Origin of the sequence: Bradyrhizobium sp. LjRoot220, from assembly GCF_964252915.1 — a bacterium.
In the GTDB taxonomy this organism is placed as follows: Bacteria; Pseudomonadota; Alphaproteobacteria; order Rhizobiales; family Xanthobacteraceae; genus Bradyrhizobium.
Genome location: NZ_CAXUPS020000009.1, coordinates 182,483 through 198,096, shown reverse-complemented (window position 1 = coordinate 198,096; position 15,614 = coordinate 182,483). Strand labels below are relative to the sequence as shown.

General features: G+C 64.2%; 16 protein-coding genes and 1 pseudogene. 7 read left to right on the top strand and 10 right to left on the bottom strand.

Features of this window, described 5'->3' with window-relative positions; all coding sequences use genetic code 11:
- Positions 1 to 179: 179 nt before the first annotated feature.
- Positions 180 to 776 (top strand): gamma-glutamylcyclotransferase, encoded by a 597-nt coding sequence (locus ACSQ84_RS29955; protein ID WP_436215408.1) that lies wholly within the window; start codon positions 180 to 182, stop codon positions 774 to 776.
- Between the two features lie 83 nt (positions 777 to 859).
- Positions 860 to 1,582 (top strand): GrlR family regulatory protein, encoded by a 723-nt coding sequence (locus tag ACSQ84_RS29950; protein ID WP_436215325.1) that lies wholly within the window; start codon positions 860 to 862, stop codon positions 1,580 to 1,582.
- 25 nt (positions 1,583 to 1,607) lie between these two features.
- Here ACSQ84_RS29950 and ACSQ84_RS29945 read toward each other — a convergent pair whose 3' ends face one another.
- The 3 genes from ACSQ84_RS29945 to ftsE form a co-directional block, all read right to left on the bottom strand.
- A complete protein-coding gene (locus ACSQ84_RS29945) occupies positions 1,608 to 2,327 on the bottom strand; it encodes a YdcF family protein (protein WP_436215324.1) in 720 nt (239 codons plus the stop codon).
- Positions 2,328 to 2,436: 109 nt separating this feature from the next.
- On the bottom strand, positions 2,437 to 3,408 hold the full coding sequence (locus tag ACSQ84_RS29940) for a cell division protein FtsX (protein WP_436215323.1): 972 nt from the start codon (positions 3,406 to 3,408) through the stop codon (positions 2,437 to 2,439).
- Positions 3,401 to 4,060 (bottom strand): cell division ATP-binding protein FtsE, encoded by a 660-nt coding sequence (ftsE, locus tag ACSQ84_RS29935; protein ID WP_436215322.1) that lies wholly within the window; start codon positions 4,058 to 4,060, stop codon positions 3,401 to 3,403. Before ftsE ends, ACSQ84_RS29940 begins: the two co-directional genes overlap by 8 nt.
- A gap of 219 nt (positions 4,061 to 4,279) precedes the next feature.
- Between ftsE and ACSQ84_RS29930 the strand changes: the two genes are divergently transcribed.
- Both ACSQ84_RS29930 and ACSQ84_RS29925 read left to right on the top strand, forming a co-directional pair.
- Positions 4,280 to 5,173 carry an MJ0042-type zinc finger domain-containing protein gene (locus ACSQ84_RS29930; RefSeq protein WP_436215321.1) on the top strand — a complete coding sequence of 298 codons (894 nt, stop codon included), beginning with the start codon at positions 4,280 to 4,282 and terminating at the stop codon, positions 5,171 to 5,173.
- A 39-nt stretch (positions 5,174 to 5,212) separates the two neighbouring features.
- A complete protein-coding gene (locus ACSQ84_RS29925) occupies positions 5,213 to 5,587 on the top strand; it encodes a response regulator (protein ID WP_436215320.1) in 375 nt (124 codons plus the stop codon).
- A gap of 147 nt (positions 5,588 to 5,734) precedes the next feature.
- Here the strand turns inward: ACSQ84_RS29925 and ACSQ84_RS29920 are convergent, their stop codons facing one another.
- Positions 5,735 to 8,368: a TIGR02302 family protein gene (locus tag ACSQ84_RS29920; protein WP_436215319.1), complete on the bottom strand. Its 2,634-nt coding sequence runs from the start codon at positions 8,366 to 8,368 to the stop codon at positions 5,735 to 5,737.
- A 221-nt stretch (positions 8,369 to 8,589) separates the two neighbouring features.
- Here ACSQ84_RS29920 and ACSQ84_RS29915 point away from each other — a divergent pair.
- Together ACSQ84_RS29915 and ACSQ84_RS29910 are read left to right on the top strand one after the other, a co-directional pair.
- A pseudogene (locus ACSQ84_RS29915) lies at positions 8,590 to 8,676 on the top strand (4-carboxymuconolactone decarboxylase); the annotation flags it as partial.
- A 134-nt stretch (positions 8,677 to 8,810) separates the two neighbouring features.
- Positions 8,811 to 9,722 (top strand): NAD(P)-dependent oxidoreductase, encoded by a 912-nt coding sequence (locus tag ACSQ84_RS29910; RefSeq protein ID WP_436215318.1) that lies wholly within the window; start codon positions 8,811 to 8,813, stop codon positions 9,720 to 9,722.
- Between the two features lie 58 nt (positions 9,723 to 9,780).
- Here ACSQ84_RS29910 and ACSQ84_RS29905 read toward each other — a convergent pair whose 3' ends face one another.
- The 4 genes from ACSQ84_RS29905 to argH all read right to left on the bottom strand — a co-directional run bounded on the left by ACSQ84_RS29905 (position 9,781) and on the right by argH (position 13,143).
- Positions 9,781 to 10,041 (bottom strand): DUF3551 domain-containing protein, encoded by a 261-nt coding sequence (locus ACSQ84_RS29905; RefSeq protein WP_436215317.1) that lies wholly within the window; start codon positions 10,039 to 10,041, stop codon positions 9,781 to 9,783.
- A gap of 56 nt (positions 10,042 to 10,097) precedes the next feature.
- Positions 10,098 to 11,363: a diaminopimelate decarboxylase gene (lysA, locus tag ACSQ84_RS29900; RefSeq protein ID WP_436215316.1), complete on the bottom strand. Its 1,266-nt coding sequence runs from the start codon at positions 11,361 to 11,363 to the stop codon at positions 10,098 to 10,100.
- A gap of 7 nt (positions 11,364 to 11,370) precedes the next feature.
- Positions 11,371 to 11,643, bottom strand: a complete 273-nt coding sequence (gene lptM / locus ACSQ84_RS29895; protein WP_436215315.1) for an LPS translocon maturation chaperone LptM — start codon at positions 11,641 to 11,643, stop codon at positions 11,371 to 11,373.
- 102 nt (positions 11,644 to 11,745) lie between these two features.
- Positions 11,746 to 13,143 carry an argininosuccinate lyase gene (argH, locus tag ACSQ84_RS29890; protein ID WP_436215314.1) on the bottom strand — a complete coding sequence of 466 codons (1,398 nt, stop codon included), beginning with the start codon at positions 13,141 to 13,143 and terminating at the stop codon, positions 11,746 to 11,748.
- Positions 13,144 to 13,284: 141 nt separating this feature from the next.
- Between argH and tlpA the strand changes: the two genes are divergently transcribed.
- Positions 13,285 to 13,962, top strand: coding sequence for a thiol:disulfide interchange protein TlpA (gene tlpA / locus ACSQ84_RS29885; protein WP_436215313.1), 678 nt, complete (start codon positions 13,285 to 13,287; stop codon positions 13,960 to 13,962).
- Positions 13,963 to 14,078: 116 nt separating this feature from the next.
- Here the strand turns inward: tlpA and ACSQ84_RS29880 are convergent, their stop codons facing one another.
- Both ACSQ84_RS29880 and ACSQ84_RS29875 read right to left on the bottom strand, forming a co-directional pair.
- Positions 14,079 to 14,267, bottom strand: a complete 189-nt coding sequence (locus tag ACSQ84_RS29880; RefSeq protein WP_436215312.1) for a hypothetical protein — start codon at positions 14,265 to 14,267, stop codon at positions 14,079 to 14,081.
- 168 nt (positions 14,268 to 14,435) lie between these two features.
- A complete protein-coding gene (locus ACSQ84_RS29875; protein ID WP_436215311.1) occupies positions 14,436 to 15,533 on the bottom strand; it encodes a hypothetical protein in 1,098 nt (365 codons plus the stop codon).
- Between the last annotated feature and the right edge of the window lie 81 nt (positions 15,534 to 15,614).

Below are 15,614 nucleotides of genomic sequence, written 5' to 3'. Positions count from 1 at the left end.
GATCATGATTTTGTCAAATGTAAGCGAATCGAGCCCCCGCCAAAAGCCGCTGAATTCGCTTCGCTTCTCCCCCTTGTTCTGGTAGCCGTTCCTTGTTTGGACGCGTTTTCTTTACGCGAACCGGTCTCCACCCACGGATCAAGTCCGGGGGCATGCTTCGCTCGAAAACGCTTGTGCCGATGTCCGCGATGACCCTGCTAGATTCGGAATTCTCGAGCGGCGACCTCTGGGTGTTCGGCTATGGCTCGCTGATGTGGCGCCCGGGCTTCGAATTCGCCGAACGGGTGCCGGCCCGGCTGATCGGCGAGCATCGCGCGCTGTGCGTCTATTCCTTTGTCCATCGTGGCACGCCGGAAAAGCCAGGTCTGGTGCTCGGGCTCGATCGCGGCGGCGCCTGCCGCGGCATCGCGTTCCGGATCGCGGAGCAGAACCGCGCCGCCACCGTCGCCTACCTGCGCGAGCGCGAACAGGTCACGTCGGTCTACCGCGAGGTGAAGCGCTCGGTGTGGCTGGAGAACGAGGCGCGGCAGCGCGTCAGCGCGCTGGCCTATGTGGTCGATCGCGGCCATGTGCAGTATGCCGGAAGGCTGTCGCTGGCGGACCAGTTGCGCCACGTGCTGCAGGGTCACGGCCAGTCCGGCGTCAACCGCGACTATGTGCTGGCGACCGTGAAGGCGATCGAGGCGGAAGGTTTTCGCGACAGCCAATTGCACCAGCTGGCACTGATGCTGCACGATTCGCACCCGGTCTTGCACCGGAAACAGCCTACGGAATAGGCGTTTGCGGCATTTTCGCCACCCCACTTCGACGGGGTGGAAAACGGGGTGACGTAAATGGCGTTCTGGGCTAGGTGTCCCGCATGGGCACGACATCACGCCGTTTCGACGGCTTCTTCAAAAGCGAATTCAGGGTCAATGAGGCCGTCGGACGCAGCGTAAGCTACGTTCGGGGCGGCAAGCTGTTGGGTGGCAATTCGGGGTTCGCCCATATCGGCAGCTATCGTTTCGACGGCGACGCGATCGCCGTCGAAGTCACCAGCCGCCGGCACAATTTTGGCGCCAGTCATCAATCGCTGCTCGGCTCCGACATTTCGACCATTGCGGTCACCGGACGGGCGATCGGAAACGCGTTTTGCTTCGAGGGCAGCTCGCCGCAAATGCCCAACGCGGTTTTTCGATCGGTGATGACGCCGCTCGACGAGAGCGAACTCGCCCCGCCCGGCGCGGTCGGCGAAGACGGCATTTCCAACGGCCTGTACTCGATCCACCTGAAAATCCTGGACGGCATGCCCGGCGGCTTGACCGGGGTCATGCTGCTCAGCAACGGCCGCATCCTCGGCGGCGACGCCTTCTTCTATTACCTCGGTTCGTATTCCTCATCCGGCGGCCGCTGGAAGGGCCAGATGGTCAATCAGGAACACACCCCGGCCCTCGGCGAAGACCCGGTCTTCGGCGGCCACGAAATCGGAATCGGGTTTTCCGGGACATGCGACGCGGAGGGCGGCAACCTCGAAGGTACCGCGCTTGCAGGCAAGCGAAGCATCCGGTTCGAGGCCGAGCTGAAACTGATCTGCGCTGCCTAGACTAGATGGAGGGCGGCAACGACCCTCAATTGGCGTGCGCGGTGGCCGGCCGACGCGGCGCCGTCGAACCGGCCGGTTGATCGCCGATTTCGGGCAAAAGCTCGATGCCGATCCCGGCGAGCCGGACCCGCACTTCGGCGGCAACGTATTTCACATATTCCGACAGCAGCAGGCGTAAGGTCGTACCTGAGGTCCACCATGGCTCGTCGCGCCATTTTTCGCCGACCACCGCAAACGGGATCAGCGCGATCTCCGGCATCGCATGCGACAATTCGACGATCGCCCGCGGCATATGATAGTTTGAGGTCACCACGATCAGCGACTTGAAGCCGCGATCCCTGACCCAGCGTCTGGTCTCCGCCGCGTTGCTTCTTGTATTGACGGCCGAGCGGTCGAGGTCGACGCAGCAGCGCAGCAGCGAATGGTTGTCGGGCAGCGTGCGGGAGATGTCGCTGGGGGCATTGGTCGGGTGCACGCCCGAAATCAACAGCCGCTTGCCATAACCGCCGGCCAGCAATTCCATCGCGTCCGACACCCGCGACGAGCCGCCGGTCAGTACCACGATGCCGTCGGCATTGCGGGCCGGCTTGATTTCGACGCCGCGCAGTTGCGAGAGGAAGCCGACGAAGCCCACCGCGGCGCCGACGAAGCCGAGCGCGAGCGTGGCGACGATGGTCGCACGCAGCCAGCCTCGCGGCCGCACGGCCGGCGCTTTCGGCGACGTATCGTCGGGTTGCACAAGCATGCTGTTCTTGATGTCCTCTCCCCGCGCAATTCTAGAAGTTTTTCGGGCGATGTGGAGTCTGGTCCGCTGCTCCCGGATCAAATCCGTGGCACGCTTCGCTCGAAACGCTTTAATCGATGTCGTCCAGCGTGGCGAACAACGTCCGCCGCGAGGCCCAGGCGGTAATCGCGGCGATCAGCACCGCCTGCGCCGCCAGCGCCAGATAGCCGGACGGCCGCAGCGAAAACGTGCCCAGCAAAGCGGCAAATTGATCGCCGACCGGCGTGCCCGAGAACCAGCTCGCGATCGATTCCGAAAAACCAAAACCCAGCATTGCAGCGCCGCCTCCGATCAACCCGCCCTCGAGCCCGAGCCTTAGGAAATGCCGCAGGAAGCGGTTGGCGATGTAGCTGTCGCCGGCGCCGACGAAATGCAGCACCTCGACGATCGGGCGGTTTGCCGCCATCGCGCCACGCGTCGCAAACGACACCGAAATGATGGTCGCCACGATCACCAGCGCCAGGATGCCGATGCCGGCGAAAACCGTCGCCCCGGTCATCGAGCGCATCCGCTCGATCCAGGCGCGATGATCGTCGACGCTGGCGGAGGGGGCTGCCTGCAGCACCCGCGCGCGTAGCGCCGCGAGGTCGGGCGTGGTGCCGGGCTGTACCCTTGCGACGATCACGCGCGGCACCGGCAGTTGCTCGATCGACAGCCCGGTGCCGAGCCATGGCTCCAGCAACCTGGCCGACTCGTTCTTGGTGAAAGGCCGGACCTCGACGATGCCGGCCTGCGCCCGCATCGCCTCGACGGCCGCGATCGCATCGCGGTCGAGATCGCGGCCAGCCGAGGGGCGTACCTGGATGGTGATTTCGCTGGCAACTTCGGATTGCCACTCCGCCGCCGACGCGCTCACCAGCAGCACCGTGCCCGTCGTAATCGAGGCGAGGAACGTCATGATCGCGACCACCGCGACCAGCGCGCGGCCGGAGATCGAGGCGCGCGGCACGATCGGCGACATGTTGCGCGCCCGCGCCGCGACCTGCGGGCGCTCGTGCCCGAGATCGACCAGCGGACCATGCTCGTCACCGGATTTATTCATAGATGTGCAGCCGTCCCTGGTGCAGCACGAGACGCCGCGCCTCGTACTGATCCATCAACGTGATGTCGTGGGTCGCGATGATAACAGCGGTGCCCGACTTGTTGAGCTCGATGAACAGCCGCAGCAGCCGCCGGCCCAGCGTCGGATCGACGCTGCCGGTCGGCTCGTCGGCCAGCAACAATTGCGGCCGCGAGATCACCGCGCGCGCGATCGCCGCCCGTTGCTTTTCGCCGCCGGACAGGATCGGCGGCAGCGCATCCATGCGCTCGCCGAGCCCGACCCATTTCAGGAGATCGATCACTTCGCGGCGGTAGCTGGATTCGTCCCGCCCCATGACGCGGAACGGCAAGGCCACGTTTTCGTAAGTCGTCATGTGATCGAGCAGGCGAAAATCCTGCAGCACGATGCCAATGCGCTTGCGCAAATCCGCAACCTGATCCTTGCCGAGCAGCGAGACGTCGTGGCCGAACAGATTGACCAGACCGCGCGTCGGCCGCAGCGACAGGAATAGCAGCCGCAGCAGCGAGGTCTTGCCGGCGCCCGACGGACCGGTGAGGAACTGGAAGGAATGCGCCGGGATCAGGAACGACAGGTCGCGCAAAATCTCCGGGCCGAGCCCGTAGCGCAATCCGACGTTTTCGAACCGAACCAAGCTCAGCTCCGCTCGAGATGGGCCTCGACTCTTGCCCGACTTTTATTTTGGGCCGTGACCGGGACCCCGTAACTACCCGTACCCTTGCCAATACCCTTGGGCTCGCAAGCCCGGGTTTCGGCGCGAGCCGGACAAAACGGTTGTGCGGCCGTTATGGTTTCCGATTCGTTAACGGTCGCCAGGTAGCATCGGCGCAAAGACACTGTGGAATCGGGCTCCATGCACATCGTCTGCCCCCATTGTACAACATCCTACGCGATCAAGCTGGCCACACTTGGTGCCGCCGGCCGCACCGTCCGTTGTTCCCGCTGCAAGGAAACCTGGCTGGCGCGGCCCGAGGATGCGGTCGAGATCGCGCCTGCCGTGCCTGCGATGGCGGAAGCCAGCCAAGGGACTGCGAATGCCGAGGCGGACGCTGCCGCCGAGTGGGAAGCCATGGCCCGGCAGGAAGAGATGGCCCGCCAGGAGGAGGCGCAGGACGCCCCCGTGATCGACAGCCCGTCGATTTCGGCCGACTGGCCGGCCGAGGGCGAAGGTTCCCGGGGCGGCGAAGCCGACTGGCCGTCGGTCGCCCAGCAGGATGCCGAGGCGCATGGGGAGGTGCTTTCCACCCATCGCTCGCGGCTGTCCAAACTGTTCCGGCTGCCCAAATTGCCGTCCATTCGGGTGCCGTCCATCAGCGCTCCGGTCGCCTGCGCCGCGATGGGCGCACTGGTCGTGGCGCTGATGTTCTGGCGCACCGATGTGGTGCGGCTGCTGCCGCAGACCGCGACGTTCTACAAAATGGTCGGGCTGGACGTGAATTTGCGCGGGCTGGCGTTCAAGGACATCAAGATCACTCACGAGACCGTGGACGGCAAGCCGGTGCTGGTGATCGAAGGCATGATCGTCGGCGAGACCCAGAAGGCGGTCGAATTGCCGCGGCTGCGCTTTAGCGTTCGCGACGAGCAAGGCGCGGAGATCTATGCTTGGAACGCGGTGCTGGAGCAGCCGGTGCTGAAGCCAGGCGAGCGCGCCTATTTCAAGTCGCGGCTGGCATCGCCGCCGCCCGAAGGCCGCAATATCGACGTACGCTTCTTCAACAAGCGGGATCTGGCCGCCGGCCGCGCGTAAGGGTGGCCGGACGTCCCGCGCGCAAATGAGCTTATTCCGATGCCGCGTGTACTGATAGCCGACGACGAAGATTCGATGCGCTCCCTGGTGGCGCGCGCCATCGCCATGGACGGCCACGACACCGTCACCGCCGAGGATGGCGCCGAAGCGCTCGACATCCTGACGCGCGAAAAAGGCGCGTTCGACCTGCTGCTCACCGACATCCAGATGCCGGTGATGGACGGGATCGCGCTGGCGCTGGCGGCGGCGCGCGATTTTCCCGACCTCAAGATCCTGCTGATGACCGGCTTTGCCGATCAGCGCGAGCGTGCCTCCGGCCTCAATGCGATCGTGCATGACGTGGTGACGAAGCCGTTTTCGGTCGCCGACATCCGGACCGCGGTGGCGGATGCGCTGGCGGCGAGGAAGACATAGCCTCGCACGGCCACGGAAGCCGCCACATCCCACGGTGTCATACCCCGCGAATGCGGGGTATCCAGTACGCCGCGGGTTTTCGGTTCAACTACTGACGTCTCTGGAATACTGGGTCGCCCGGTCAAGCCGGGCGATGACAGTGTGGGCTCAATAATCCTTCAGCAGCCGCTCGATGTAATCGAGTTCGATCTGCGGGCGGGATGGATCGCCGAGGCGCCGGCGCAATTCTTCCAGAATCCGGCGCACGCGTTGTACGTCGATCTCGCCGGGGATCTTCACCGAATAGTCGTCGTTGAATTCGTTGTGGCGCAGCGGGCGGCCGAGCGGATCGGTATTCCTTTGCGCGCCCTGCTGCCGGCCGTTCGGGTTGCCTGGACCGTCGCCGGGCTGGTCGCCGTCGCCTTGCTGCATCGCTTCGGCCAGGCTCTGCGCGCCCTTGCGCAGCGCATCCAGCGCGCGGCCTTGCGAATCCACCGCGCCATCGGCGTTACCCTCGCCGAGCCGGCCGGAGGCGTCGCCCATCGCGCCGTCAGCCTGCTCCAGCCCGTCGGCGCCGTCGCCCTGCTCGCCGCCCGGCTGGCCTTGCTGGCCCTGCTGACCCTTTTCGCCGCGCTGGCCTTTCTCGCCGCGCTGGCCCGGACCCATGCCGCGCTTGGCGAGTTCTTCCTGCAATTTCTTCAGGCGGTCGCGCAGGCCCTCCTGGTCCTGTTGCAGGTCGCCCATGTTCTGCTCGCCCTGCTTGCCGCGCATGCGATCGCGCCGCGAGTCCTGACCCTGCTTGAAGGTCTTGTCGCGCAATTGTTGCTGCTTGCGGATCATGTCGCCGAGTTCGTTCAGCGCCTGCTCCATGTCGTCGCCGCCCTGGCCGGGCTGCGCCATCTGCAGGTTTTCCAGCATCTGCTGCAGCTGTTCCAGCAATTGCTTGGCCGCGTCCTTGTCGCCGGAGCGTGACATTCGCTCCATCCGGTCGAGCATACTCTTGAGATCCTGCTGGCTCAGCATCTTGGTATTGGGATCGAGCGGCCGCGCCAGTTGCTGCGGATTGTTCTTGAGCTGCTCGGCGAGCTGACGCAGGAAATTATCCAGCGCGGCGCGCAGATTGTCGGTGAGCTTCTTGATCTCCTCGTCGGTGGCGCCACGCTCCAGCGCCTGCTTCAGCGCGTCCTGCGCCGCGCGCAACGCCTTGTCGATATCGGTGATGTTGCCGTCCTCGATCGTGACCGCGAGCGCCCACAGGCTCGCCACGACCTCGCGCATGGCGTCATCCGTGCGCGCCGCCTCGAGCTGGTGCGAGACGCTGTAGAGGCCGAGATAGTGGCCGGCTTCCGGCGTAAACAGTTCCGGCGCGATCATCAGCGCGGCAAGCGCGGCATAGACCTGGCCGTTCTGGTTGGCGTCGAGCGCCAGGATGCGGCGCTGCTCGATCAGCGCGCGGGCCAGCGGCTTGGTGAACAGCCGCTCCGGCAGCCGCATGTTGAACGGCTCGCTGCGGCCTTCATTGCCGGCCTCGTCCTTGGCGGTCAGTGTCAGCGTGACCTCGGCACCGGCATAGGGATCCTCGCTGAGATCCTTGACGGTCTGGCCGACCCCATTGCGGGTGCGCGCATTCGGCATGACCAGCGGAAACTGCGGCGCCGGGAACAGCGGCCGCGCCTCGGCGGTCTTCTCGCCGGACTTGTCTGCGCCCTTGTCGCCACCCTTGGCGCCTTTAGCCGGCTCCTTGCCGGGATCGGTCGGCCGGGCGGCGAACGAGGCGCGGGCTTCGGTGATGCCGTAATCATCCTCGAGCTTGTAGGACATCTGCAGCGAGCCGCGGGCCTGGCGCTCAGGATCCTTTACCAGCGAAATGGTCGGGGCACGGTCGGGCGTCGCGGCGAACTTCCATGGCGGCTGGCCGGTCGGCGCGCGGACTTGAGCGGTGCCGTCGCTGACGATCTTGAAATGCCGCTCGTTGGTGCCCTTCGGCGCCTGTTCGCCGGGCGTGACTTCGCTGACGCCGCCACTTGCCACGACATCGATCGAGCCACCGCTGGAGCGCACCAGAAGCGTACTGCCGGCGGGAACCGCCAGCGGGCCGCTATTGGGTCCCGTATTGGGTCCAGCGTCCTTGCCCGCGGCGGACAGAATGATCGGCGGCTTGCTGGTGTAGACCGGCGGCGTCACCCAGGCGTCGACGCGGACATTGGCGGGCGCCAGCACGCCGTTCCAGTCGAAGGCCGCGGCGATGCGCATGGCGCGCTCGTCACCGGCGGCAAAATAGGTCGCCACCACCATCACCATGACCAGCGCGCGCAGCGCCCAGGGATCGTGGATCGGCAGGCGCGGCGACGGCAAGCCGGCGCGGATGCGCTTGATCGAGGCCAGCGTCCGCTCGCGCTGCTCCTTCCAGAGCGCCAGCGCTACCGGATCCCTGGTCGCCAGCGTGTCGGTGAGCGCGGTCGCCGGGCGATGGCGAATGCCGGTGCCGCGGTCGAGCCGGCTCAGGCTCTCGTCACGGGTCGGCCAGCGATAGCGCAAAATCGGGACCAGCGCGCCGAGCGCCAGAACGACGAACAGGGCGATGCCGACGACACGGGCGACGAACGGCAGCGCCAGCCACAATCCGGCCCAGGACGCCACCAGAAACAATCCGACGACGGTCAAAAGCCGGGCCAGAATCGGCCACCCGCGCTCCCACGCGATCGCATATTGGGCCCGCTGCAGGGCCTGCGTCAGTTGGAGCCGCGCGGCTGCATCAGGTTCGCGCGCGGGCTCCGTGGGGTCAGGGTTGCCGCCGTTCATCAAGTCTCCAGGTTGCAACTCTCAGTGTCACCGGCACATCAGTCTAGCACAGCGGCGGCAATGAGGCACCTGCTTAGGGACTAACCCACACCCGGAAATACGCATAACACGAAGGCGTGACTGGGGGCCGGCAACCCCCTAACGTCCGCCCGAACCCGTAAAAACACCGACGGAAACGCCAAAGGAAACCTCATGGACAAGAAAACCTGCGACAAGGGCCTGGAAGTGTGTGGGGCCGCGAGGAACTGCCGCGCAAGACCCGAAGCATGCTCAACCTCGCCATGATCTCGATCCTGAACCGGCCGCATGGAAGTGGACAAAGGCTGAGCCGCCAAGAGTTCATCCGTCATTGCGAGCGAAGCGCGGCAATCCACCTCGCCGCACAAAGGAAAGAATGGATTGCTTCGCTTCGCTCGCAATGACGAGATAGGAAAACATCACCATGGAAATCGGATTCATCGGCCTCGGCAAAATGGGCTTCCCGATGGCGCGGCGGCTGATCGAAGCCGGCCATCAACTCACCGTGTTCGATACGCGCAAAGAAGCCGCCGACAAGCTCACGGCGCTCGGCGCGCAACTGGCGTCATCGCCAAAAGACATCGCCGATCGCTGCGAAACCGTGCTGGCGAGCCTGCCGTCGCTGCAAGCCTCGCTTGACGTCGCCACCGGTGCCGGCGGCGTAATCGAGGGCAGGCGCGTCAAGCGCTTCGTCGATCTCTCGACCGTCGGCTCGCAGATGGCGACGAAGATTCACGGCCTGCTGGCCGCCAGGAACATCGTGCAGATCGACTGTCCGGTCAGCGGCGGCGTCGGCGGCGCCGAAAAGGGCACGCTTGCGGTGATGGTCTCGGGCCCGCGCGCCGATTGCGAGATGTTGACGCCCGCGCTTGGAATCATCGGCAAGGTGTTCTTCATCGGCGAGAAACCGGGTTCCGCGCAGACCATGAAGCTCGCCAATAATTTCCTCTCCGCCACCGCGATGGTGGCGACCTCGGAAGCGGTGGTGATGGGCGTCAAGTCGGGGCTGGATCCCGCCGTGATGATCGACGTCATCAATGCCGGCTCGGGAATGAACACCGCCAGCCGCGACAAGTTTCCCCGCGCGGTGCTGCCGCGGACGTTCGACTACGGCTTCGCCACCGGGCTGATGGTGAAAGACGTGCGGCTCGCGCTGGACGAGATGAAGTCGCTGGGCCTGTCGATGGAGGTCGCCGAAGCGGTCGGCCGGCTGTGGGAAGTCGTGATAACGGACATGGGCGCGGAGTCCGACTTCACCGAGGCGATCAAGCCGATCGAAAAGGCTGCGGGGGTCGTGGTAGGCGGGGCAAAGGGCGGCGGTCAGGTCGCGAAGTAGCGCGCCGCGCAACGGCGGGACACGTTCAATAGCCGCTCAAGACCCTTGCAACAGCCGCTCAATACCCCTGGCGGTAACGCCGGCCGCTGCCTTCCGGCCGCCCCGCGTAATACGGATTCTCGATGCACTGGGCGGGAAGGCCCAGTGCCGTCGCATTGCACTGCTCCAGCGAGGTATAGCGGCATTCAATACGTTCACCACCGAAATTCTGGATGGCCTTGAGGCAGACCGGATATCTCGGGTTATAGGCCTGGGCGCGCGCCGGCGACGTCGCCGAAACCGCCGCCATCGTCAAGACAGCCAAAGCCAGAATGCGCATCGGAATCTCCTTCTAAATCGGCACGATGTCGGCGCGCGCCGACAAACATGCCCTGGTCACAGCCACGGCGCCTGACGGTCCATCGCGATCAGTTCGTCGACCTCGATGCGCGGACGGACCACCGCGAATTGATCGTCCTTGACCAGCACTTCGGGCACCAGCGCGCGGGTGTTGTAAAAGCCGGACTGCACCGCGCCGTAGGCGCCGGCGGTCATGATCGCCAGCAGATCGCCGGCCTTGGGCTCCGGGAGCTGGCGGTCGAGCGCCACATAATCGCCGGTTTCGCAGACCGGCCCGACCACGTCGGCGGTGATCGTGGGCGTGCCCGGCACAGCTTCGCGGACCGGCAGGATGTCGTGATGGGCCTCATACAGCGTGGGGCGAATCAGGTCGTTCATCGCCGCATCGATGACGACGAAATTCTTGGCGTCGCCCGGCTTCACATAGATCACGCGCGCGACGAGGATGCCGGCATTGCCGACGATCATCCGTCCGGGCTCGAACATCAGCGTGCAGCCGAGATTATGCGTCACCCGCTTGACCATCGCGGCGTAGGCGGACGGCAGCGGCGGCGCTTCGCGGTCCATGTGATAGGGAATGCCGAGCCCGCCGCCGAAATCGATATGCGAGATGTTGTGGCCGTCGGCGCGCAAGGTGCGCACGAACTCGGAGAGAATCCGGAACGCGGTTTCCATGCGGCTCAGATCCGTGATCTGGCTGCCGATATGCATGTCGGTGCCGGTGACCTCGATCCCGGGCAGCCTGGCGGCACGGGCGTAGACCTCGCGTGCGCGCGCGATCGGAACGCCGAACTTGTTCTCGGATTTCCCGGTGGCGATTTTGGCGTGGGTGCCGGCGTCGACGTCCGGATTGACGCGCACCGAAATCCGCGCGGTCCGGCCGGCCTCGACCGCCAGCCGCGACAACAGTTCGAGTTCAGGCTCGGATTCGACGTTGATGCAGAGGATGTCCGCCGCCAGCGCCGCGCGAAGTTCGGCTTCGGTCTTGCCGACGCCGGAAAACAGGATCTTGCTCGGAGGAATTCCCGCCGCCAGCGCCCGCTTCAACTCGCCGCCGGACACCACGTCGGCACCGGCGCCGAGTTTCGCCAGGGTGCGCAGCACCGACTGGTTGGAATTGGCCTTCATGGCGTAGCAGACCAGCGTCTTCTCGCCGGCGAAAGCCTCGGTGAACACCCGGTAGTGGCGCTCCAGCGTCGCCGTCGAATAGCAATAGAACGGCGTACCCACGGCATCCGCGAGATCGGAAAGATTGACCGCCTCGGCGTGGAGCACGCCGTTGCGATAGTCGAAATGATTCATGGTGCGCTCAATTACCCAGCAGCGGGTCGAGGATGAACGGTTTCTTTTTGCCTCTGGCCGCCTCTGGCGGGGCGTCGGACCCGAAGCCCGGATTGAAGACGCCCGGCTGGGCCGCGCGCTCCGCCTCGGAATCGGCGGCCCCCGCCGGCGACGACGCATTCGATGCGTTCGGCGGCAAATCGAGGCCGCCCTTGCGGCCGCAGCCGCCGAGCGCAAGCGCAGTCACGCTCAGCAGGATGATGGCCCATCCCGACGATGTCGGCCGGTAGTTACGTGTCACAACGAAATCCCCAATACGCGCCGCACCATACAAAGATTGCCTTGCGATGGCGAGACCTGACAACCCCGAGATAATCATGAAATTGCAGCGAAATTTTTGCCCTCAGCCCAATTTTCGCTCTTTTTCCAGCCGCTTCAGCCAGGACTTGGCCTGGGCCGCCACATTCTTCGGCGCGGTGCCGCCATAGCTGGTGCGGCTTTTGACCGAGGCTTCCACCGACAAGACGCGCAGCGCTTCGGCGGTGATCTTGGGCTCGACCTCCTGCATCGCCTGCAGCGGCAGTTCGTGCAGCGCCACGCCCTGTTTCGACGCCAGGCCGACGATGCGCCCGGTGACGTGATGGGCGTCGCGGAACGGCATTTTCAGCGTCCGCACCAGCCAGTCGGCCAGATCGGTGGCGGTGGCATAGCCCTCGCCCGCGGCCGCCTTCATCCTGGTCTCGTCGGGCACGAGGTCGGCGACCATGCCGGTCATGGCCCGGATCGCCAGCGAGAGTGCGGCGAACGCTTCCATCGCGCCCTGCTTGTCTTCCTGCATGTCCTTTTGGTAGGCGAGCGGCAATCCCTTCATCACGATCAATAATGCCGTGAGCGCGCCGATCACCCGCCCCGTCTTGGCGCGCACCAGTTCGGCCGCGTCGGGGTTGCGCTTTTGCGGCATGATCGAGGAGCCGGTGGTGAACTTGTCGCTGAGCCGGATGAGGCCGACCAGCGGCGAGGTCCAGATCACGATCTCCTCGGCAAAGCGCGACATATGCACCGCCGCGATCGACGCCGCCGACAGGGTTTCGAGCACGAAGTCGCGGTCCGACACCGCGTCCAGTGAATTGGCCATCGGCCGGTCGAAACCCAAGGCCTTGGCGGTGGCGTGACGGTCGATCGGAAACGAGGTGCCGGCGAGCGCCGCCGCGCCCAGCGGCGATTCGTTGAGGCGCTTGCGCGCATCGGCAAAGCGGCCGCGGTCGCGCGCCGCCATCTCGACATAGGCCAGCAGATGATGCCCGAACGTCACGGGTTGGGCGGTCTGCAGGTGGGTGAAGCCGGGCATGACCGTGCCGGCATGTTCCAGCGCCCGCTGCACCAGGACATATTGGAACGCGGACAGTGCGGCGTCGGTCTCGTCGATGGTGTCGCGCACGTACAGGCGGAAATCGGTCGCGACCTGGTCGTTGCGCGAGCGCGCGGTGTGCAGCCGCCCTGCGGCGGGGCCGATCAGTTCGGTCAGCCGGCTCTCGACGTTCATATGGATGTCTTCGAGCGCGCGCTTGAAATCGAACGAGCCTTTTTCGATTTCTGACAGAATCGTGTCTAGACCTTTGCCGATATTTTTCGCATCACCCGCAGTGATAATGCCCTGCGCCGACAGCATCGCGGCGTGCGCCTTGGACGCGGCGATGTCCTGGGAATACATGTGACGATCGACGTCGATGGAGACGTTGATTTCCTCCATGATCGCATCGGGGCGCTCGCTGAACCGGCCGCCCCACATCTTGTTGCTCATGACTTCTCGCTCACGACTTCTTATTCAGCTGCGGGTTATTCAGGCTCTGGCTTTTGGCGTCGAAACCGGCGAAACGCCGGACCGGTCTCGGCCGTAACATGAGCACTGCATAGCCGTATCTGATACAGGATGACAAACGATATGCCCGAAACGCCTGCCCCTCGCCCGGCCGCCACGCGCCGGATCCCCATCGCCATCGGCGCGGTCCTGATTGGGGCTGCGATCGGCTTTGCCGGGGTCTACGGCTTCGGCGGCCTCAAGCGTGGTTCGGGCGGCGATTCCGCCTGTGCCGGGGCGGTCGAGCTGGCGCGCAAGATCGGGCCGTTGGCGCATGGCGAAGTGGCCGCGCTGACCATGGCGACGAGCCCTCTGAGGCTGCCTGACCTCACGTTCGAGGATGCCGAGGGCAAGCCCCGAAAGCTCTCGGACTGGCGCGGCAAGACCGTGCTGGTCAATCTGTGGGCCACCTGGTGCGTGCCCTGCCGCAAGGAAATGCCGGCGCTCGACAGCCTGCAGGCCAAGCTCGGCGGCAAGGATTTCGAGGTGGTCGCGATCAACATCGACACCCGCGATCCCGAAAAGCCCAAAAACTTCCTGAAAGAGGCCAATCTGACCCGATTGGCCTATTTCGCCGACGCGAAAGCCAAGGTTTTTCAGGACCTTAAGGGAGTAGGCAAGGCGCTGGGGATGCCGACCTCGATCCTGGTCGACGGCCAGGGCTGCGAAATCGGCAATCTGGCCGGTCCCGCCGAATGGGCCAGCGACGACGCGATCAAGCTGATCAAGGCGGCGGTAGAGCCGGTCAAGGCGGGGTTTTAGACCTCATCCTGAGGCGAAGCGGCGTCTCGAAGGATGAATGGCACGAGTGGGGCCGCATGGTTCGAGACGGCGCTTTCGCGCCTCCTCACCATAAGGGTCTTCTTCTGGGAGGCGTTTCAGGCGATCGCGTTGAGATTACCACCGACGCCCGCTGCAAGGTTGGCGGTCGACGGGATGCCAAGCAGGGTCTGGACCGCGGATTTCTCGGCGTCGTTGTTCTGTTTGATGATCGAGGTCTGGATCTGCTGCTGCAGGCCGCCCGCCTGCATCGCGAGCAGGCTCGAAACCATAGCCATCATGTCCATACGCAACACTCCCAACAGCGGCACCCTACCCGCCCGCTGGTTAATGATGTGTATCCGAAGGCGGTAACCGGCGCGGAACCGGGTCGTTTGGGCGTTTCCTCCCAAGACTGGCGCCACCTGCCGACCGGCAGGTGGCCTCGTCTTTCGGCGAGCGCTTCGTCGTGCGGATTATGCGCCTACCCTGTTGAGGGTAATCTGCACGGATTCCGGTACCAAAATCGTTCCGTCACGATGGTTTGACGTGTGGAAGCAGCAGTGATCAGCGACTCCGTTAATCGTGAGCTGGATCCGCACCGGCTCGCCGGCAGCAATAGGGGCGGGTACGCCACTTACCTGGAACACGTTGGGCAATCCGGCACTCGCATTGATGTCCATGGTGTTACCTCCGAGATCAACCGTCTTCGATTTGTCGCCCGATCCGGTAATCAGTTTCAAGGTGTAGTTCACCCTGACCGCCTTCGCAGGAGCAACGGACGGAGTCATGTTTACGCTGACTTGGTAATCTCCTTTTTGAAGCGGAAGGCATGCCCAGGTCGTTGAGTTGCCGGGTGTTAGCTGTGGAAGCGGAGTCGGCGTTCTCACGATTTCGCATCTGTTGACGTACAAGTCCGCATCGGTCAGCGGTTTGGGCATCGGAGTCACGATAATGGTATCGGAGAGGCCGCTGCCGCTCACGGCGAGGTTGCTGTCCTTAGCGGGTCGCTTGATGATGATCGGCGTCGTTCCTGCATCTAACCTTGCAGGCAGGACGTTGTTCTTCTTTTCAATGCCAGTCCACTTCACGGGGAGAGGATTGGGACTTCGACCGATCACGGTGTAGTCGAGGTCAAATGAGATATCCGAGGTCGTCGCGAATCTCGGGATAAACACGAGGTTCTTTTTCGATAGCGCCTTCAGGCAATCTGAATAGGTCGTGACAGCGTTGGGATCGAGCCCGGTCCAGGCGACATTTCTGAAAGTATCCGAAGTGAATGATTGCGAATTGGACCGCTTGAGCGTCTGGATACTCTCCTTGAATTGCCCGTAGTTCGCACCCATTGGAACACCGTATATTACGGCATTCCCCGCAGCCTCAGCCTTTGCCGAATTGTAGGATGATTCATCGACCTGCTCGGCGAGGCGCCAATCCACGAACTGTTTGTCCGTTCGATTGTACGTCGCCTTGACCAAGGCCCCGTCGCAATCTTTGACTCCGGCCGCATGAGCACCCTGAAGTCCCGAAGCCATCACTGCGACAGCAAGAAACTGGTATCTCGAAAAAATCATAATCAATCCCCTTATGGATATGTGTGAAATACTTCCTTTGATTGCTCAAATATGACTGAACAATCGTGGAGAGTATGGGCT